At 71.8% G+C, this 19,387-nt stretch carries 15 protein-coding genes; 7 read left to right on the top strand and 8 right to left on the bottom strand.

Annotation, left to right across the window (positions count from 1 at the left end; genetic code table 11):
- Positions 1-109: 109 nt before the first annotated feature.
- Positions 110-1,618, top strand: coding sequence for a phenylacetate--CoA ligase family protein (locus ACSRUE_RS39380; RefSeq protein WP_441288055.1), 1,509 nt, complete (start codon positions 110-112; stop codon positions 1,616-1,618).
- A gap of 176 nt (positions 1,619-1,794) precedes the next feature.
- Here ACSRUE_RS39380 and ACSRUE_RS39375 read toward each other — a convergent pair whose 3' ends face one another.
- Positions 1,795-2,463, bottom strand: a complete 669-nt coding sequence (locus ACSRUE_RS39375; RefSeq protein WP_441288054.1) for a hypothetical protein — start codon at positions 2,461-2,463, stop codon at positions 1,795-1,797.
- 230 nt (positions 2,464-2,693) lie between these two features.
- Between ACSRUE_RS39375 and ACSRUE_RS39370 the strand changes: the two genes are divergently transcribed.
- Positions 2,694-3,575 (top strand): NAD-dependent epimerase/dehydratase family protein, encoded by an 882-nt coding sequence (locus ACSRUE_RS39370; RefSeq protein WP_437769322.1) that lies wholly within the window; start codon positions 2,694-2,696, stop codon positions 3,573-3,575.
- Positions 3,576-3,633: 58 nt separating this feature from the next.
- On the opposite strand, the gene ACSRUE_RS39365 is transcribed toward ACSRUE_RS39370, so the two are convergent.
- On the bottom strand, positions 3,634-4,272 hold the full coding sequence (locus ACSRUE_RS39365) for a Uma2 family endonuclease (protein ID WP_437769321.1): 639 nt from the start codon (positions 4,270-4,272) through the stop codon (positions 3,634-3,636).
- A 182-nt stretch (positions 4,273-4,454) separates the two neighbouring features.
- On the opposite strand from ACSRUE_RS39365, the gene ACSRUE_RS39360 reads away from it, so the two are divergent.
- Positions 4,455-6,560, top strand: a complete 2,106-nt coding sequence (locus tag ACSRUE_RS39360; RefSeq protein WP_441288053.1) for a CotH kinase family protein — start codon at positions 4,455-4,457, stop codon at positions 6,558-6,560.
- Here ACSRUE_RS39360 and ACSRUE_RS39355 read toward each other — a convergent pair.
- Both ACSRUE_RS39355 and obgE read right to left on the bottom strand, forming a co-directional pair.
- Entirely contained in the window at positions 6,552-8,300 is a 1,749-nt protein-coding gene (locus tag ACSRUE_RS39355; protein ID WP_441288052.1) for a hypothetical protein, read from the bottom strand. The genes ACSRUE_RS39360 and ACSRUE_RS39355 overlap by 9 nt on opposite strands.
- Positions 8,301-8,684: 384 nt before the next feature.
- Entirely contained in the window at positions 8,685-9,725 is a 1,041-nt protein-coding gene (obgE, locus tag ACSRUE_RS39350; protein ID WP_441288051.1) for a GTPase ObgE, read from the bottom strand.
- 99 nt (positions 9,726-9,824) lie between these two features.
- Between obgE and ACSRUE_RS39345 the strand changes: the two genes are divergently transcribed.
- Positions 9,825-11,339, top strand: a complete 1,515-nt coding sequence (locus ACSRUE_RS39345) for an ATP-binding protein (RefSeq protein WP_441288050.1) — start codon at positions 9,825-9,827, stop codon at positions 11,337-11,339.
- A gap of 89 nt (positions 11,340-11,428) precedes the next feature.
- Here the strand turns inward: ACSRUE_RS39345 and ACSRUE_RS39340 are convergent, their stop codons facing one another.
- The gene (locus tag ACSRUE_RS39340; RefSeq protein WP_012234436.1) at positions 11,429-12,112 is read right to left on the bottom strand and encodes a hypothetical protein; all 684 of its coding nucleotides are present in this window, start codon (positions 12,110-12,112) and stop codon (positions 11,429-11,431) included.
- Positions 12,113-12,709: 597 nt separating this feature from the next.
- On the opposite strand from ACSRUE_RS39340, the gene ACSRUE_RS39335 reads away from it, so the two are divergent.
- Positions 12,710-13,708 (top strand): diacylglycerol/lipid kinase family protein, encoded by a 999-nt coding sequence (locus tag ACSRUE_RS39335; RefSeq protein WP_437769316.1) that lies wholly within the window; start codon positions 12,710-12,712, stop codon positions 13,706-13,708.
- 26 nt (positions 13,709-13,734) lie between these two features.
- Positions 13,735-13,875: a hypothetical protein gene (locus tag ACSRUE_RS39330; protein ID WP_437769315.1), complete on the top strand. Its 141-nt coding sequence runs from the start codon at positions 13,735-13,737 to the stop codon at positions 13,873-13,875.
- Here ACSRUE_RS39330 and ACSRUE_RS39325 read toward each other — a convergent pair.
- Both ACSRUE_RS39325 and ACSRUE_RS39320 read right to left on the bottom strand, forming a co-directional pair.
- Positions 13,866-15,179, bottom strand: coding sequence for an inositol-3-phosphate synthase (locus ACSRUE_RS39325; protein ID WP_441288049.1), 1,314 nt, complete (start codon positions 15,177-15,179; stop codon positions 13,866-13,868). The two genes, ACSRUE_RS39330 and ACSRUE_RS39325, sit on opposite strands and share 10 nt — an antisense overlap.
- 304 nt (positions 15,180-15,483) lie before the next feature.
- Positions 15,484-16,731: a hypothetical protein gene (locus ACSRUE_RS39320; protein ID WP_441288048.1), complete on the bottom strand. Its 1,248-nt coding sequence runs from the start codon at positions 16,729-16,731 to the stop codon at positions 15,484-15,486.
- Positions 16,732-16,830: 99 nt separating this feature from the next.
- Between ACSRUE_RS39320 and ACSRUE_RS39315 the strand changes: the two genes are divergently transcribed.
- The gene (locus ACSRUE_RS39315) at positions 16,831-18,126 is read left to right on the top strand and encodes a PQQ-dependent sugar dehydrogenase (protein ID WP_441288047.1); all 1,296 of its coding nucleotides are present in this window, start codon (positions 16,831-16,833) and stop codon (positions 18,124-18,126) included.
- Here the strand turns inward: ACSRUE_RS39315 and ACSRUE_RS39310 are convergent.
- The gene (locus tag ACSRUE_RS39310) at positions 18,105-19,058 is read right to left on the bottom strand and encodes an alpha/beta hydrolase family protein (RefSeq protein WP_441288046.1); all 954 of its coding nucleotides are present in this window, start codon (positions 19,056-19,058) and stop codon (positions 18,105-18,107) included. The two genes, ACSRUE_RS39315 and ACSRUE_RS39310, sit on opposite strands and share 22 nt — an antisense overlap.
- Between the last annotated feature and the right edge of the window lie 329 nt (positions 19,059-19,387).

Genomic DNA, 19,387 nt, shown 5'->3' with positions numbered 1-19,387 from the left:
GCTGCGCGGGCGCTTTCGCCCGCGAGGCGAGGGGGAGGAGGGCAGGCGAGCGCTTTCGTTGAACCGGCGTCCGCTTGCTGCGAATCATCGGACGGAGGGAGATCTCGCGATGCAGGATGTGCAACCCAAGCGGGTCCTGGCGGCCATCGACGCCTTCCTGAGCACGCCGCTCGACGCGGCGCTGTCGCGGCACCGTGAGGCCGATCCGGCCGACCGCGCGCTCGCGCTGTTCCACGAGGTCGCCGCCGCTGTCCCTGCTTACCGCCGCTTCCTCGCGGAGCACGGCGTGGACCCGGCGGCGATCCGGACGCCCGCGGATTTCGCGGCGCTGCCGGTGATCACGAAGCAGAACTACGTGCTCCGGCACCCCATCGCGGATCTCTGCCGCGGGGGGCGGGTCGAGCCGTGCGACATGATCGCCGTCTCCTCGGGCTCGACCGGAAAGCCGACGTTCTGGCCCCGCTCCGTCACGGACGAGCTCCCGATCGCCCGGCGCTTCGAGCAGGTGTTCCACGACGGCTTCCGGGCCGACACGCGCCGCACGCTCGCGGTCGTGTGCTTCGCGCTCGGCTCGTGGGTCGGCGGGATGTACACCGCCGCGTGCTGCCGTCACCTCGCGGCGAAGGGATATCCGATCACGGTCGTCACGCCGGGCAACAACAAGGACGAGATCTTCCGCGTCGTGCAGGATCTGGGGCCGGCGTTCGAGCAGGTCGTCCTGCTCGGCTATCCGCCGTTCCTGAAGGACGTCATCGACACGGGGCGGGCCCGGGGCGTCGACTGGGCACCTTTCCGGATCAAGCTCGTGATGGCCGGGGAGGTGTTCAGCGAGGAGTGGCGGTCCCTGGTCGGCGAGCGCGTCGGGTCGACGTCGCCCTGCTACGACTCGGCTTCGCTGTACGGGACGGCGGACGCGGGCGTGCTGGGCAACGAGACGCCGCTCAGCGTCGCGATCCGCCGTTTCCTCGCGGGGAGGCCGGACGCCGCGCGCGCCCTGTTCGCGCAGGACCGGCTCCCGACGCTCGTGCAGTACGACCCGGCCGACAGGTACTTCGAGCAGCGCGACGGGATGCTCCTCTTCTCGGGCGACAACGGCGTCCCGCTCGTCCGTTATGCGATCCTCGACAGCGGGGGCGTCACTTCACACGCGGACATGATGGCGGCCCTGGCCGGCTTCGGCTTCGACCCGCGGCGGGAGCTCGACGGGGAGCGCGGGGCCCGGGAGCTCCCGTTCGTCCATGTGTTCGGGCGCTCGGATTTCACGGTGTCGTACTTCGGGGCGAACATCTATCCCGAGAACGTGGTCGTGGGCATCGAGCAGCCCGGCGTGAAGGAGTGGGTGACGGGGAAGTTCGTGCTGGAGGTCCGCGAGGGCGCGGACAGGGATGTGGTCCTCTCGGTGGTGGTGGAGCTCGCGCCGGGGGAGGGGGAGAGCGAGGCGCGGCGCGAGGCGGCGGCGCGGTCGATCGAGGAGCACCTCGTCCGGCTGAACAGCGAGTTCAGGAGCTACGTGCCGGCGGGGAAGCGGGCGCCGCGGGTGACGCTGCGGGCGGCGGGAGATCCGGAGTACTTCCCGCTCGGAGTGAAGCACCGGTATACGCGCAAGCCGGCGGGGTGAGGGCGGCGGAGGCGGAGAGCAGCCTTTTCGGCGGGCAGGATCGGCGCAACGGAAGCCGAACTATTCCCACTCTGCTTCCATCGGCAGCCGGAATCCGTCTGTGTCGTGTAGCCATGTCAGGCTGTTTGGCGATAGCCTGTAAGATGCCAGTGCGGCGACGTGCTCGCCGCGTTTGCTCAGCCTCTTCGCCTGATCGTTGCCCGGCCCCTCCGGCCAGCGTCGCCGCGCGCCACGCCGGCTGTCGCCTCGGTGGTGCCAGCGGCGTTCGTCTGTGGGACGCGCTCGTGGTCATCGTCGCCCGGCGCGCGCCGCCCGACGTCGCCGCCGTCGCACCGCACCACGTCGAGCGAGGCGTGCCTGCGCGGATCGAGCGAGGCGCGCCTGTGCGGCAGGAACGGGAGCGCGTCGTGCCTCGTGATCTCGACCTTGCTCTCTTCGTCGATCGTCACGGTGAATGTGCGGTCCACGTCGCACGTCGTCTCGGGGTCGGTGAGCTTGCCGCGCACCTGGAAGCGGGCGGTCGTGGCGCCGTCGTCCATGACGGCATGGATGTTCCTCGAACCGAAGGAGCTGTCGATGGCGGTGATGGTCATCCCCGAAAGGGCCGTCACGACCGGGGGGTCGACCCATGCGCCTTCGTGGTTCAGCTCGATCCACAGGAGAGCGCTGGGCTCCTGAGGATCCTTGGTGAGCGTCCCTCTGGCCCACAGCGCCGAGCCGTCAGCGACCTCGTCGCACACGAGCGGCGGAGACGGAGGGTTGGTAGCGCCGTCGTCCTCACACGCGGTGAGCCCCGCCGTCGCGACCACGAGCAGCAGCTGCTTCGCTCTCTCCCTTTTCCCCATCTCCCTGTCCTTCCTGCCTTCGGTGCGCCGCTCCCCCGCCACGCCGGCGATCGCAGCGTGGCCGCCAGCCCTACCATCCTAGGCGGCGGTGCGCAGACCCGGCGACCCACCAGCACGAAGACGACGACGACCTCGCGCCCCCGTCCGTGCACCTCGGGCCCGGCCGGCAGCGCTCTCGCGCCGCAGAGGCGTCCTCTCGCTCTTGCTGGTAGAAGCGTCGCCCGGAACCCATGCTCAACACCTCCCCCCCGCTCATCGTCCTCGGCTGCGGCTTCACCGGCGCGGTGGTCGCCGGCCTGCGGAGGGCGTCCGGCGGCCGTGTCGTCGCGACGACGCGCTCGTCCGAGCGCGCCGCGGAGCTCGCGCGGGCGGGCATCGAGGTGAGCGTCCTCCCGGCGCTCACCGCCGAGGCCGTCGACCGGCTCGTCACGGACGGCGCGGACGTGCTCGTCGCCTTCCCGCCCGACGGCGCGACCGACGCCGCGATCGCGCCTTCGCTCCGCCGCGCGCGCGCGATCGCGTATGTCTCGTCGACCGCCGTGTACGGCGACGCGACGGGGCGCATCGACGAGGCGACGCCCACGTCGGCCGACGGCCCCCGCGCGGCGGCGCGCCTCGCGGCCGAGGACGTGTACCGCGCGCGCGGCGCCGTGGTGCTGCGCGCCGCGGGCATCTACGGCCCGGGCCGCGGCCTGCACCAGCGGCTCTTGCGCGGCGACTTCCGCATGACCGGCGAGGGCGATCGGCAGGGCAGGAACGTCGTCTCGCGCATCCACGTCGAGGACCTCGCGCGCCTCGCGCTCGCGGCGCTGGAGCGCGCCGCCCCCGGCGAGATCTTCCTGGTCGCGGACGACGCGCCCGTGCCGCAGATCGAGGTCGTCCGCTGGCTCTGCGCGCGGCTCGGCCTCGCGCTGCCGGCCGGGGCGCCGCGGGAGGACCTGCACGAGACGCTCCGCCACGATCGCGCCGTGGACAACGCGAAGGTCAAGCGCGCCCTCGGCATGGCGCTGCTCTACCCGAGCTACGTCGAGGGGTTCGAGGCGTGCCTGGCCGTCGAGGCCGAGGCGCCGGCCCCCGCCCCGAGCGAGCGCGCCCCGCGGGGCCGCGGGTGAGCCGCGCTGGCATCGCGGGTGAACCGCCGCGCGGCCGCGCCGCTCGCCGCCCGCGCTGTCACGCCTCGCCGTCTGCGCTGCCTTGCGGCGGCTCCTGCGGCTCCGTCGCGTCGAGCCGGTCGAGCTCGCGGAAGAGCGCGTCCAGATCGAGCGTCAGCCCCCCGCAGCCCGGAACCTCCCGGAGCACCCCTCCGGGCGCGGTGAGGCGGTGCTGGTAGAGCCCGCCGCGCGCGAGCTCGTGGATCTCAAGGGTGCGGAGCTGCGGATCGAGCAACCAGTACCAGCGCACCCCGAACGCGGCGTACTCCTCGAGCTTCTCGACGCGATCGCGCCGGCTGTCCCGCGGCGAGGGGGAGACGATCTCGACCATGATGTCCGGCGGGATGCCGACGGCGCCACGGGCCGGGGGCCTCCGCGAGGTCGGGAGGAACGCCGACACGTCGGATTTGCGCCCGCGCCGTGGCTTGAGCGCGTACTTCACCTCGGAGCCGAAGACGAAGCCGCCGCGCGGGATGAGCCAGGCCCGCAGGGTGTGGATGAGCCAGGCGACGGCCAGCTCGTGGACGCAATCGGGCATCTCTTCCTCGACCAGGCGGCCATCGATGAGCTCACCGGCCTCGTCTTCCGGCAGCGCTGCCCACTCCGCGACGGACAGGAGGCGGGCTGCCTGGGGCTCGGGATACGGGCGCTGGCTCACGCCTGGAAAACTACCATCACCACGCGCCTCGTGCCGGGTCCATCGTGCCGGGTCATGAGCGGGGTCGCGAGGTCACGCGGCGCCGCACGATGTCCAGCGAGGCGTCCATGCCAGCCGTGAAATTCAGGCATCGACGGACGCGATGGCCGCGACTAGGGTCGGGGCTCTTGGAGGATCGCTGGATGAAGCTTGGGTATTGGATGGTGCTTGCATTTGCGGCTGCCGCGGTGGGCGCGGGCTGCGGCGATGACGAAGGCGCGAGCAGCGGCGTCGGGCCAGGCGGCTCGGGCGGGGCTGGCGCCGGAGGCGCCGGAGGCGGAGGCGCCGGGGGCGGAGGCGCCGGAGGCGCCGGGGGCGGAGGCGCCGGAGGCGCCGGAGGCGCCGGCGGAGAGGGCGGCGCGAGCGACGGCGGGAGCGGCGGGCAGCCCCCGACGCCGCGGTGCGAGCCGTCCGACCCCGCGCTGGCCAACCGCGACGCGGACGAGCTGTACGCGGCGGAGGAGGTCCCGCGCTTCGACTTCTACCTTCCGGAAGAGCGCTGGGCGGAGCTCAAGGAGAACGCCCGCGACGAGCGGTATGTGGAGGCCGAGGCCTGCTACAAGGGCAAGAGCCTGGGCGTGGTCGGCCTGCGGTTCAAGGGCGGGTACGGCACCCTCGACATGTGCTTCGACGGGGAGGGGAACCTCACCTGTCCGAAGCTCAGCATGAAGGTGAAGTTCGACGAGGTCGTCGACGGACAGCGCTTCTACGCGCAGAAGCGCCTGAACTTCCACTCCATGATCTGGGACCCGACGAGGCTCCACGAGCGGATCGCCTATGGCCTGTTCCGGGAGATGGGCGTCGCCGCCCCGCGGAGCGCGTGGGCGACGCTGCGCGTGAACGGCGAGTCGCAGGGGCTCTTCTCGATGGTCGAGGACGTGGACGGCCGCTTCCTGGAACACCACTTCTCCGAGGCTCCGGACGGCGATCTCTACAAGGAAGCGTGGCCGGTCTCGGACGACGCCGGTTACTACGCGGAGCGGATCGAGACGAACGAAGACGTGGCCACGCACGAGCGGTTCATCGCGTTCTCGACCGCCCTCGCGTCCTCCGAGGGCGCGGCGCGGCTCACCGCGCTGTCGGAGTGGGCGGACGTCGAGCAGCTGCAGCGCTACATGGCCGTCGACGAGGCGATCGTGAACTGGGACGGCGTCACGACCTACTATGCCAACGAGGCGGGCGCCGCGTTCAACCACAACTTCTACGTCTACGACGAGCCGTCCTCGGGCAAGTTCCACCTCATCCCGTGGGATCTCGATCAGACCCTCGGCCCCAGCACCTACTTCGGCCACGTGCCGCGATGGACGGAGACGCCGGCGGACTGCAGCGCCGTGGTCCCGGTGTTCATGGGCTCCGAGCACGTGCGCCCGCCGGGCTGCGATGCGCTGTTCGGCGCCTTGAACCAGGACGCAGCGGGCTACAAGGCCGCGCTGCAGGCGCTCCATGAGGGCCCGTTCAGCGAGGGGCGGCTCGAGGAGCAGGTCGACAAGTACGCGGCGCTGATCCGCGCCGCCGTCGAGGAGGACCCGCTCGGGCCCGGGCTCGCCGGGTGGGAGCCCGCGGTGGAGCGCCTCAGGAACGAGCTGCCGATCCTGCGAGAGCGCCTGGGCCGCTTCGCCAGCGGCACGCCCCTCGCGCCCTTCTCGTTCACCGCGACGGGGATCAACGACTTCGAGGCCGCGGACACCCTCGGGCTGTACGTCGGTACGGTGCTGTCCACCAACAACGCGTCGAGCGCCGTGCAGGGCCTTTCGCAGGAAGATCCGCTGAACGGCGCGCAGAGCATGCTCCTCCGCTTCGACTTCCGCGACGAGGCGTCTCCCTGGGGGCAGTACGTGTATTTCGGGGTGCCTCTCGCCGAGGGCATGCTCGACGCGACGGCGCTCGAGGGGGTCCGCTTCTGGGCGCGGGCGGAGGCGGCGCGCGGGATGCGCTTCGACGTCGAGAGCCCGGCGCAGAGCGAAGGGCTCACGGGCGTTCGCCACGGATGGGACGTGCGGCTCACCGCGGAGCCGACGCTGATCGAGCTCAGGTTCGCCGACATGGCGCTCCCGGGCTGGGCCATCGATCAGGGGCGCGACCCGGGCGACGACGTGAACGACGTGCTCCGGTCGATCGTCGGCCTCTCCTTCAGCGCGGAGATGAACGGCGTCCGCGCGAGCGGCTTCCTCGGCAAGGACAAGGTCGACTCGGGCACCATCGAGATCGATGATGTCGAGTTCTTCGGGCCGGCGTCCGGATCACCCTGAACGACGGATACGGAGGCCAGGAGCCGAGCGCTCCGGGTCTCCGCCCCTCCTGCGGCGGAGCCCGAGGCTCACGGCGAGGAGCAACGCGGCGACGCCGCCGGCGGACGGCGCGTCGCCGCCGAGGCTGCAGCTGCAGCCCGCCGACTCCCCGCTCCCGCTCGCGTCCCCGCCCGCGCCGGTGGAGGGAGCCCCACCCGAGCCCGATCCGGCCCCGCCCGCGCCCGACGCGGCGTCGCCCGCGCCGACCGAGGCGGCCGCGTCGAGCGTCGGACCCGCCGCCGTCGTGCTGGCAGGAGCCGGCGGCTCCTCGGCGCACATGCCGGCCACGCACCGCTCGCCCGCGGGGCACACGACGCCATCGCAGAGGTCGACGCACGCCCCGCCACGGCAAGTGGTGCCCGCGCCGCACGACACGTCGGCGCACGCGGCCTCGACGCACCGCCCGGTGTCCGCCGCGCAGCGGTCCGCCGACGGACAGCCCCGGCAGTTGCACTGGACCACGCACACGCCGCTCTCGCACACCTCGCCCGCGCCGCACGTCACGCCGTCGCACGGATCCAGGCAGCGGTCGCCGCGACAGGTCTGGCCGTGCGGGCACACCACGCCGTCGCACGGGGCGCGGCACACGCCGTCATGGCACACCTGGCCGACATCGCACTTCGCGTCGACGCACGCCTGCTCGACGCACAGGCCCTCCACGCACACGAGCCCAGGATCGCACGGGAACTCGGCCGAGCCGCAGCGGTTCACGCAGCGGCCGCGGCTGCACACCTGGTCCTCCGGACAGGGCGCCTCCTCGTCGACGATGTCGTCGCAGTCGTTGTCGATGCCGTCGCACTGCTCGGCCTGGCTGCCAGGCTCGACGATCGGCGTGCAGATCGCCTGTCCCTGCCCGTCGCAGTCGGAGATGCCCGCGCGGCACGCGCCCACGTTCTCCTCGATCTCGCACGGCTGGCCGGCCGCGGGGCACGTGATGCCGGAGAAGCGGAACAGGAAGTCCTCGTAATCGAGATCATTGCCGTTGACGCCCGCGCTGCCGGCGGCGTTCCGGAAATCTAGATCCTCGAACCCCAGGTAGAACGTGTTGGCGAGCTGGTTCGACCTGTAGATGAGATCGGAGTACCAGGGCCCCGGGCTCTCGCACGCCGTACACTCCACGTTGAAGCGGTGCTCGGTGTAATGGTATTGCGTGGCGTTTCCATTGCCGGTGCCGTTCGGGTTGGGGATCAGCACGAAGCCGATGAGGCCTCCCGCGTAGGCGGGGTTCTCCCGGATCGAGACGGCCGTCAGCTCGCGCTTCTCGGCGGACGGCAGGGAGCCCGAGAACGGAAAGAGGATCTGGATATCGCTCTCCGGCGCCGGGGTGCTGAGGTTGGCTCCGGTGTCGACGGGGACGTACAGCGGCGGGTCGCCGCTGTCGCGGCCATCGTCGACGTTGTACCAGCCGACCGCGAAGTTGGCGCCGCCCCCCTTCTCGATGTACTTGCCGCTGAACTCGCAGAGCGGCGAGAACACCTGGGGCTCCACCGCGGCGTCGGCCACGACGTCGATCATCTCGTCGAGCATGTCGTTCTTCTCCGAGCCGTTCAGCAGATCGCTCAATCGGCTCGTGACCACCGGGACGACGGTGCCGTTCGGCTGCGCCACATCCGCGCGCGCCGTCCCGACCGCGCCGAGCGCCACGAGGAGGGCCACACGCCACGCGAGAGAAGAGGGTTTGTTGGGGGTCGACCAGCGCATAAGGCTTCTCCTTCCGACAGGACACGCGAGTCCGGATCGTAAATTGGACTCGAGTTTTGCTCTCCTGTCCAGGTGGCGCGCGCGCCAGCTCGAACCAAATAACGACGGATGTGGAGGACCACCCCACGTGAGAACACTTCGTGTCTGTGCGCACGAAGGCGGCAGCCCCCCTTTTTCCAGTGCGCCGGATGACGGGTGATGTGATGACGAGGGGGCGCGAGGCGCCGGCTCTGCGCCGCCATCAGCGTTGTTTCGCGTTCCGCGAGCCAGTGTCCGTTCGAGCCAGCGCGCCAGCGGGCTCCGCCGTGTCACGATGCGCCGACGGCGGCGGCGCTCACGCCGCGCCGTCGGTGCGCGCCGCGCCCGCCGTCCGGGCGGAGGCGCTCAGCCGTCCTGCTCTGCCGGCTCTTCCCGCTTGCGCGCGAGCGCCGCGAGCTCGCGGACGAGCTCCGGCACTCCCTCGCCCGTCGCGGCGCTGATGAGGTGGAGCTTCACCTTCGCCTTCGCGAACCGCGCCTTGAGCTTCGGGTAGGCCTCGCGCACCTCGGTCAGATCGGCCTTCGTCAAGGCGACGATCTCCGGGCGCACCGCGATCTCCGGGCTGAACTTCTTGAGCTCCTTGCGGAGCGCCCGGTAGTCGGCGAGCGGCTCGCGGCCCTCGCCCGGGTCGAGCGTCACGAGGTGGAGGAGCGCCCGCGTCCGCTCCACGTGCTTCAGGAACTGGATGCCGAGCCCGACCCCCTCGCTCGCGCCAGGGACCAGCCCCGGGATGTCCGCGATGACGAAGCTCGACCCGCCCGCCCGGACGCCGCCGCCGATCTCGACCATGCCCAGGATCGGGGTGAGCGTCGTGAACGGGTAGTCGCCGATCTTGGGCCGGGCCGCCGAGACGGCCGCGACGAAGGTGCTCTTGCCGGCGTTCGGGAAGCCGAGCAGGCCGATGTCGGCGAGCACCTTCAGCTCGAGGCGGAGCTCGCGGGCCTCGCCCGGCTCGCCCGGCTCCGCGCGCCGCGGAGCCCTGTCGTGCGGCGACTTGAAGTGCAGGTTGCCGCGGCCCCCCTTGCCGCCGCGGGCGACGATGACCCGCTGGCCGTGCTCGGTCACGTCGGCGATCAGCTCGTCGCTCTCCGCGTCGAAGATCTGCGTCCCCACGGGGAGCTTCTCGACCCGGTCGGCGCCGGCGCGCCCGTGGCAGTCGCTCCCCATCCCGTGCTCGCCCCGGTCGGCCTCGAGCGTGCGCGCGTAGGTGAAGTCGAGTAGCGTGGACAGGCCCCCGTCGCCCACGAAGACGACGTCCCCGCCGCGGCCGCCGTCTCCACCCGCGGGGCCGCCGAACGGGATGTACTTCTCACGACGGAATGCGATCGCACCATTGCCGCCATCCCCGGCGATCACCTTCAGACGGCACCGATCGACGAACCGCATGACGGCGGCTCATAGCATACAATTTAGGAAACACCCCAAAGCGGAAGGACGCCCCGCGCCCCGGGCCGCCCGCCGGACCGCTCGCCCAGGAGACCCCAGGTGCCCGCTCGAATCCTGATCGTGGACGACAACACGAGCCTCGCCGCAAACCTCCGCGAGGTCCTCGAGGGCGCGCGCGAGCTCGACGTGGAGGTCGCCCTCGCGCCCGACGGCAAGCAGGGGCTCGCGGCCGCCCGGCGCGACGGGTTCGACGTCGCGGTCGTCGACGTCAAGCTCCCGGACGCGAGCGGCCTCGAGCTCATCGCCCCGCTCCGCGCCGCCGCCCCCCACGGCGAGATCGTCCTCGTGACCGGCTTCGCGACCGTCGACGCCGCCATGGCCGCGCTCCGCGCCGGCGCCTTCGCCTTCATCCTCAAGTCGTTCCGCCCGGAGGAGCTCATCTCCACCGTGGCCCAGGCGATCGAGAAGATCTCGCTGAAGCGGGAGCGGGAAGAGCTCGAGCGCCGGTACCGGGCGATCATCGACGCGGCGGACGTGCTCATCCTCGGCCTGAACGCCGGCGGCAGCGTCGCGCTCTTCAACCCGCGCCTGTCCGCGCTGACCGGCGTGTCCTGCGACGGCGCGCTCGGCATGGCGTTCTCCGAGGCGCTCGTCGACGAGCCCGATCAGCGCCGGTTCAACCAGTCGTTCCTGAGCGTGGTCGAGGGCGACGCCGCCGCCGAGGTCGAGGTCGGCGTTCGGGACGCGGTGGGCGCGATCCGCCGCGTGCGCTGGCACCTCTCCGGCGTCCGCGGCGGCGGGCGCGGCGGCAGGACCGACCTCGTCTACGGCATCGGCATCGACGTGACCGAGCGGCGCGCCCTCGAGCGGCGGGCCGCCGACGCCGAGGCCCTGAACGCCATGGCCCCGCTCGCCCTCGGGCTCGCCCACGAGATCAGGAACCCGCTGAACGCCGCGGTCCTGGAGCTCCACCTGCTCAGCCGCGGCATCGACCGCCTCTCCGACGAGGCGATCCGCGAGCCCATGAAGCGGCGCGTCGGCATCGTCGAGGCGGAGATCGCCCGGCTGGGCAGGCTCCTCGGCGAGTTCCTCGAGCTCGCCCGGCCGCGCGCGCCCCACCGGGAGCCCGTCGATCTGGCCCGCGTCGTGCGCGACGTGCTCGACCTCGAGGAGGAGGCGTTCGCGAGCCACCACGTCGAGGTCGTCCGCGATCTGGCGGACGACTGCTTCGCGCTGGGCGACGTCGAGAAGCTCAAGCAGGTGGTCTTGAACCTCGTCGTCAACGCGCTCGACGTGATGCCCGACGGCGGGGTCTTGCGGGCGTGCGCGTCGGGGAACGCGCACGAGGTGTGGCTGTCGATCGGGGACACGGGACCAGGGATCGCGCCGACGATCCTCGCCGAGATCTTCGATCCGTTCTTCACGACGAAGGCGGCGGGCACGGGCCTAGGGCTCGCGATCGTCCGGAAGATCGTCGACCAGCACGCGGGCCGCGTGGATGTCGACGCGCACGCCGCCGACGGCACGACGGTCCGGGTGAGCTTCCCCCGCTTCGTCCCCGAGCCCGTCGAGCGCCCGATCGGCTCGTCCCCACCCCGCGGCGCAGGCGCCTGACGCGCGCCGCCCGGAGCGCGCGCCGCCTCACGTCCGCCGAGCACCGAAAACGTCGAGGTGGGCCCGTATCCGCAGCGGGTGAGCGCTGCTCAGCCCACGATGCGCATGGGGGGCTTCAGCGGGAGAGGGGGCTTGGAGCCGGGGGCGGAGGGGATCGCGGAGGGGGCGGGCTTGGGCACCTCGCCCTCGAGGGCGGCGAGCGCCACGAACAGCCGGTCCATGCCGTAGTCGAGGGCCACCTCGCGCTGGAAGACGTGGGCGACCTTGATGAGGCGCAACGACGTCTGCTTGCCGAGGTCGATCTCGCGCTCGAGGAACGCCTCGAACGAGCCGTAGCCCTTCGCCTGATACAGCTCCTGCTGCTGGATCTCGGCGAGCACCACCCCGATATCGAAGAACCCCTTGTCGAGCCGCTTGCGGAGCGTGCGGATCTTCTGGGTCTGGTTGTGGAGCTCGGCGATCTTCGCCTTGATCTCCTCGGCGCCGCTCGGCACGCGGATGGTCGCCCGGGCGCTGCCAGGGGGCGCCGGCTCCGCGGCCCGGGCCCGCGCCTCGGCGGCGTGCTTCGCGGCGTGCCGCGCAGCCCAGGGCGCAGCGCCACGGAGGCCGAGCTTACGCTTCGACGCGCTCGACGCTGATTTCGAATCTTCCTTGATTACCGGATTCACGGGCTTCGCAAGCTGAGCTTCTGCGCCCCCCTTGCTGCTCGAAGAGGCCTTCTTCTTCATACCCGTCGCCTTCTCGGAGCTGCCCTGCTTTGTGATCTTCGGCATGTCGCTGCGTCCCCCGCTGGGTACGAGATCGTCGCGGCCCTTCGCCTCAAGCGCGCGCCGCCCGCGCGGCGGTAAAGACCCGCACGGCTGTCAAGCCCGATTGGCTCACCAGGTCGTCGCCTTACCAAAAAATCGACCACCCCGTCCACTAAGTTTCGGGGAGGCTTTTCGCTTTCCCGAAGGGCAGCATGACCCAAGATCGGTCCGGGAGCCAAACCAGCGAGCATCGCACGCTATCGGGCGTCCCGGAAGCCGGTCGTCGGGCGGGGCCGCTGCGTCGCGTCGGCCACATCGGTCCACAATCGCCGGCCTCGGCGGGCTCGGCGCTGCGGTCCGGCGCAGGCCACGCTCGCGGCGCCTGTCGCGCGCCGGCCGCCGGCCGGGCGGTTGGTCATCCATCCATCCAGCCAGCCATCCAGCCAGCCCGCGCGATCCCGCGCACCAAGCGCAGGGGTGGGTCGTGGTAGATCGCGGTGTATGACCTCTCCGCCCGCCGGTCGCGGCCCCGCCGATGACGTCCCCAAGGCCGCGGTCGCTGATGCGCCGCGTCGTGCGAGCGAAATACCGCGAGGCGCGGCGAGCGGCCGGATTGCCGTGGTGGTGAACGGCAACGCCAAGAGCGTGACGGCGGAGGTGATCGAGACGCTCGATCAGATCCTTGACACGGGGGATCTGTTCGTCTCGCGGCGGGTGGAGGAGAGCGAGGGCATCGCGCGGATCCTGGTCGACCGGGGTTACGGCACGATCCTCACGGGCGGCGGCGACGGGACGTTCACGGTGGTGGTGACGGCCGTGGTGAACGAGGCGAAGCGGCGCGGGCTGCCGCTGCCGCGGTTCGGGCTGCTGCGCCTGGGGACGGGCAACTCGCTGGCGTGGGTGCTCGGCGCGTCCGCCGGCGCGGGCGCGAAGCCCGGGCTCGCGGTCGACCTCCAGCGGCTGCGCGCCGAGGCCGGGAGCCGGAACCTGCGGCTGGTGGAGGCCGAGGACATCCTGTCGCCGTTCTGCGGCTTCGGGATCGATGCGGTGATGCTCCGCGACTACAACGCGGTGAAGTCGGCGCTCGCGCGGGGCCCGCTGAAGCGGCTCGCGCCGGGGCCGGTGGCGTACGCCGTCGCCGCGACGACGCGGACGATCCCGAGCTACCTCGTGCGGCGAACACCGCACTGCCGCATCATCAACGAGGGCAACGACGCGATCCGCGTCGGCGAGAAGGGGGCGATGCTGGGGGCGCCCATCAAGAAGGGCGGCGTCATCTACGAGGGGCCGGCGAAGATCGCGGCGCTGTCGACGATCCCCTATTACGGCTTCGGCTTCCGGATGTTCCCCTATGCGGACGATCGCCAGGACCGCATGCAGCTGCGCGTGTCGGTGGTCTCGCCGTTCACGTTCATGCGGAACTTCTCGCGCATCTGGAGCGGGGAGTACGACGACCTGGAGACGGTGTTCGATTACTTCGTGGACGAGGTCACGATCGAGATGGACCCGGTGACGAGCTTCCAGATCGGCGGCGACGTCCGCGGGGAGCGATCGCGGGTGCGCGTGCGCCTGACCGAGCCGATCCGGATCGTGGATTTCTACGCGCCGCCGCGCGGATAAGGCTCAGCCGTCCGGCAGGACGCGGGTTGGACCAGACTGGCACGACTCGCGGCAGCGCCGCCAGCACGCCGCTCGTGCTCTGGAGCGACCGCGACGCGAACCGCGCGTCGAGCGCCGGCGAGCTCGAGCCGCTCGCGTCGCGCGGGCTCGTCGCGATTCAGTCGTAGTACTCGTTGCCCAGGTGGGTGATGAGGTCCTCCCCCATGAGCCAGCGCATCGTGTTCTTGAGCTTCATCGACTGGATGAAGAGATCGTGCTCCGGGTACAGCGCCGGCGCGGTCATGGGGCTCTTGAAGTAGAAGCTGAGCCACTCCTGCGTGCCGCGCAGCCCGGCGCGCTGCGCGAGATCCAGGAGGAGCGCCAGGTCGAGCACGAGCGGCGCGGCGAGGATCGAGTCGCGGCAGAGGAAGTTGATCTTCACCTGCATCGGGTAGCCGAGCCAGCCGACGAGATCGATGTTGTCCCACCCCTCCTTGGCGTCGCCCCGAGGGGGGTAGTACTCGATCCGCACCTTGTGGAAGAGCTTGCCATAGAGCTCGCCGTAGACGTGCGGCTGGAGGATGTGCTCGAGCACCCCGAGCTTCGAGACCTCCTTCGATCGGAACGAGTCCGGGTCGTCGAGCACCTCGCCGTCGCGGTTGCCGAGGATGTTCGTCGAGAACCACCCTGCGACGCCGAGCATCCTCGCCTTGAGCCCCGGGGCGATCACCGTCTTCATCAGGGTCTGGCCGGTCTTGAAGTCCTTGCCGGCGATGGGGACCTCCTGCTTGCTCGCGAGCTCCCACGCGGCCGGGAAATCGACCGTCAGGTTCGGGGCGCCGTTCGCGAACGGGACGCGCTCCTTCAGGCAGGCCCACGCGTAGATCTGGGAGCTCGAGATCGCCGGGTGGTCCTCGGCGAGGCCCGCCTCGAAGCGCGCGACGGAGGAGTGGACCTCCGCGGGCGCGGTATAGACCTCGGTCGATCCGCACCAGACGGCGACGGCGCGCGCAGCGCCGCTTTCGCGGAGGAAGTCGCGGATGTCCTCCCGGACCTGCTCGACCATCGCGGCCTTGCTCGCGCCCTTCTTCACGTGGTTGCCGTGCAGCCGCCGGACGTACTGCGGGTAGAACACCGCGGACATCGGGCGGATCCGCTCGAGCTCCTCGCGGACGGCGTCGAGGTGGCGTTGCTCGAGCACGTCCGCGTGCCGCGCCGACTCGTAGGCGTTGTCGGGGAAGATATCCCACGCGCCGAACACCAGCTGATCGAGCGCCGCGAGCGGCAGGAAATCCTTGATCCTGGGCGCGCGTTTGTCGGTGCGCTGGCCGAGCCGGATCGTGCCCATCTGGGTGAGCGACCCGATGGGCGCCGCGAGCCCGCGCCGCGCGAGCAGGGTCCCTGCGATGGTCGTCGTGGAGACGGCGCCCAGCCCCGGCAGCAGGACCCCGAGCTTGCCCTCCGCGGTCTTGATCTCTTTCGGCTGCTTCACGTGACGTGTTCCCCCCGGTCGTGGTCGTGGGCGCTCGTCGGGTGAGGGCGTGCATCCGCCGGCGCCGTGGACACGGCGAGCGCGAGGTCGGTCGGGGCCGCGCGGCGCCGCGACCCGCCGGGAGCATGAAGCTCGAGGGCCGCGATCACCACGGGGCCGGCGCGCGCGCGATGGCGTTTCCCGCGGGCGCCCTTCGCGCGTTTCCGGCGCTCCCTTCCCCTCGGCGCCTCGGACGGCGGCATGCGGTGCTGCCACGAGAGGGCATGTTCGCGACGCGCCGGGCAACCCCGGCGGGCGATAGCGATCAAGGCGAGGGGCGCGGGTAGCCGGCGGCAGGGGTCATCGCCTCGATCCAGGCGCGGACCGCGGCGACGGCCTCCTCGTCGACGCGCCGGGTCGCGAGCGGCGGCATCTGCTCGGGCGGCGCGCCGGGCGCGTCGCGCCGGGACATGGCGCGGAGCACGGCGCTGCGATCCGGATCGAGGGGCCTCAGCCGGTCATAGCGGGCTCCCGGCGGCGCTCCGGGCGGGCGGAGCTTCGCGGGCTGGTTGATCGCCGTCTGGTAGACGCGCGTGCCGCGCACGTCGCCCACCCGGCCGGCCGCGTCGATGTCGAGGCGCATCTCGAAGTGCGTCGCGACGCCGAGCCGGTGGTGGCACGAGACGCCGCAGTTGACGTGCAGCAGGCCGAGGGCGCGCCGCTCCGTCGCGGTCCCGGGCACCTCGAGCGCGGCCGCGTCGGGGAGCGGGCCGCCGGAGGTCGTCGACAGGAGGCCGCGCTCGACGAGCTCGGCGTACGTCAGGCCGCCGGCGCCCCGCGCGGCGAGCTGGATCGCCTCGAATCCAAGCGGGTTGTCGGTCTTGCCACCGTGGCAACGGATGCAGTCGACCTGCGCCGGGATCGCGTAGTCGGGGGCGCCGGGGACGTGGGGGACACCGGCCTTCACCTGCGTCGCGCTCGCTTCGTCCTCCGACCAGACGTAGGTGGCGCGCGTCCAGCGATCCTCCGCTGTCTTCCACAGGAACCTCGTCTCGATACGGCGGCTCGCGCCGGCGACGGGCAGACGGAACTCCTTCCACAGCTTTGTGCCGACAGGAAAGATCCAGTCGTTCATCCGGGAGACATCGATGGTCGCGCCCAGAGGGAGGTAGATCCAGCGCGTCTTCTCGGCGCCGTCGCTCCAGAGCTCGAAGGCCGGCCTGAACTCGCGGACACCGGCCGCGATCGTGCGCGCGCCGGGGTCGCTGTAGAGCCCGGTGCAGCGGAGATCGTGAGGATCGGTGTCGCCGTCCTTGCACCGCGGCAGGCCTCCGGGCGTCTCGGCCGCGGCCTGGCCGGGGCGATCGCCTGCGCCGGCTGCGCGCGTGGTGGCCGCGGCCGCCGGGACGGTCTGGGCCGGTGCGGTGGGGAGAGGTTCGGGCCGGGGCGCCTCCTGCGCGCCGCAGCCGCCGCAGCCGGCCAGCAGCAGCGACGCGACCGCGGCTTGCCAGGCGCGTCCTCTCGTGGTGAAGGTGAAGAGGGAGGTGTCCGCTTGCCCGAGAGACCGAGCCACCGGCGCGTCGTGGGGCGCGCTGCCTATGTGACGAGAGCGTGCCATCGGACCGCCTGGTGCCTCCTGCTCGCTGGCAGTGTAGCCGCCTGTGACAGGCGCGTGCAGGTCGCGGGGCCGCCCGAGGAGCCTCGCGAGGGCGGCCCTCCCGGCCAGGCCGCGGCGGGGAGCCCGGTCCAGGCGGCTCAGGGGGGCACGGGGGCGCCTGGCGCGGCGCTCGCCGCGCAAGACACGCCGGCCGCGCAGGGGGCGCCGGCCGCGCAAGGCGCCCCCGCGGCGCAGGGGGCGCAGGGGGCGCCCGCGAGCGCCGCGGAGCTCGGCCGCCCGGCGAAGTGCGGGGGCGTCCCGCAGCTGAAGCTCACCCTGGTGGCGAGCGGGCTCGATCAGCCGACGTATGTCGCCGGGCCGCCCGGCGATCCGTCGCGCCTCCTCGTGCTCGAAAAGACGGGGGTCGTCCGGCTCATCAAGGGCGGCGCCGTCCAGCAGGCGCCGTTCCTCGACGTGCGATCGCGCGTGTTCTTTCCGGCGCCGAACGCCGAGGGCGGCCTGCTCGGGCTCGCGTTCCACCCGGACTACGCGAAGAACGGGCGCTTCTGGCTCCACTACTCGTCGGCCCCGCGCGGCAACGTGGTGATCGAGGAGTGGAAGCGCGCGGCGCAGGGCGGCGACTCCGCCCATCCCGAGCCGGTCAGGTCGCTGGTCGACGTGAAGCACGGCGCCTGGAACCACGTCGGCGGGATGCTCGCCTTCGGCAAGGACGGCCATCTCTACGCCGCGATCGGCGACTCCGCGCGATCGCCGAGCCCCGCGGCCGATCTCACCTCGAAGCTCGGCAAGATCCTCCGCATCGACGTCGATCAGCCGGGCAAGGCGCCGGCGGGCAACATGACGAGCGGTGACCCGATGATCTGGGACTACGGGCTCCGGAACCCGTGGCGGTTCAGCTTCGACCGGCTCACCGGGGACATGTACATCGGCGATGTCGGCCAGAAGAGCTGGGAAGAGATCCTGGTGGAGCGCCCTGGCCAGGGCAGGAACGATTACGGCTGGGAAGCGATGGAGGGCGCCCATTGCTACCCTCCCGGCGCGACGTGCAAGCCGCGCGGCCTCCCGCCCGCGGTCGAGCACCCGCGGAGCGAGGCGGGCTCCATCATCGGCGGCTATGTCTACCGCGGGGCGAAGATCCCGTGCCTGCGCGGCCGTTACCTGTACGCCGATTACGTGACGGGCCGCTTCTTCTCCTTCGTGTGGGACGGCAAGGCCGCGACCGATCCCGTCGAGCTGACCTCGGCGCTGAACCCGAATGGACTCCCGTCCTCGTTCGGCGAGGACGCGGCCGGGGAGGTCTACGTGGTGATGTTCAACACGGGGCGCGTCTACCGGCTCGATCCGGGGTGAGGTGGTTCCACGGCCGCCGGCGCGTCGCCTGCTCCCTCCGGGACGGGCTGTCGACGTGGCGGCGACGAAGGGCTCCGCCGCAGCGCCGCGTCGAGGAACTCGCGCACGTCGCGCTCGAGCCGACGGTGGAACGCCTCGCGATCGAACCCGGCGCGATCGATCGCGGGCGGGAAGTCCGGGCGCCGCATCTGGGGAGGAAACGGGCTCAGGAACGAGTAATGGTTCGCGTTCTCGACGACCTTGAACGTGACCCGGGCCGGGTCGGGGACGAGGTCGAGGACGAGCTGCCCCTGCCATCGCGGCGCGATGCGGTCGTGCTCCGCCACGAGCAGGAGGACGGGCGCCTCGACGTCCTTCAAGGCGTCGTTGGGCACGAACCAGCACGCCGCGGGGGCCATCAAGACCAGCGCCTTGACGCGCGGGTCCTTCGTGACCGCGACCCTCTGCCCCGGCCCCGTCCAGGGCTGCCCGCCCGCGAGGGCGAGCGCGGTGTAGCCACCCATCGAGTGCCCGATGACGGCGATGTCGTCGCCCAGCAGGCGAGGCCCGAGCTCGGCGTCGGAGCAGACGGCGTCCACCGCCAGCCGGGCGTGCCGGGGCCGGCGCTCCAGGTTCTCGACCGCCTCGGTCAGGGACCGATCGTTGCGGTTGTCCCCGGGGTGCTCGGGCATCGCGACGACATAGCCGCTCTGCGCGAGGTGGGACGCGAGGGTCCGATACCCGAGGGGCGTCCCGCCGCCGCCATGCGAGATGACCACGAAGGGGAAAGGGCCGCCGTGCGCGGGCGCGTTCCGGGCCACCTCGAGCGCGTAAGGCCCCATGGCGACGACCTCGGCAGGGACGTCCGTCGGGTACATCACGAGGACCGGGAACGAGAGGTCGTTCATCGGGTCTCGAACGGTCAGGCTGCGGCAGCCCACGAATCGACTCATGCTCGTTTCTCCGGAGGGGGTCGGGGTGACGGGAAGACCACGGGCGGTGCCCGTCCGTTTATCAGGGGCTCACCGGCACGACCACCCCGACCTCGGTGACCGATGATGAGGTAACACCGGACGCCCCGTGGACCCGCAACCACGGCCGGTGACGCCGGCGGCCGGGACCCGTCGCGCGCCGCGACGGATCCATCCGCCTCGCCGCGCATCCTCCCCGGCTTCGAGGGAAGCCGTCGATGTCGCCTTCGCCGAGCGGACGGACGCGCCGGAAGTGGACGTAACGCCCGCTCGGTAACGTGGAATCGATACGCTCCCCAGGGAGCGGCGGG

Source organism: Sorangium sp. KYC3313 (assembly GCF_052075895.1).
Taxonomy (GTDB): Bacteria; Myxococcota_A; Polyangia; order Polyangiales; family Polyangiaceae; genus Sorangium; species Sorangium cellulosum_B.
This window is presented reverse-complemented; position numbering and strand designations above follow the sequence as displayed.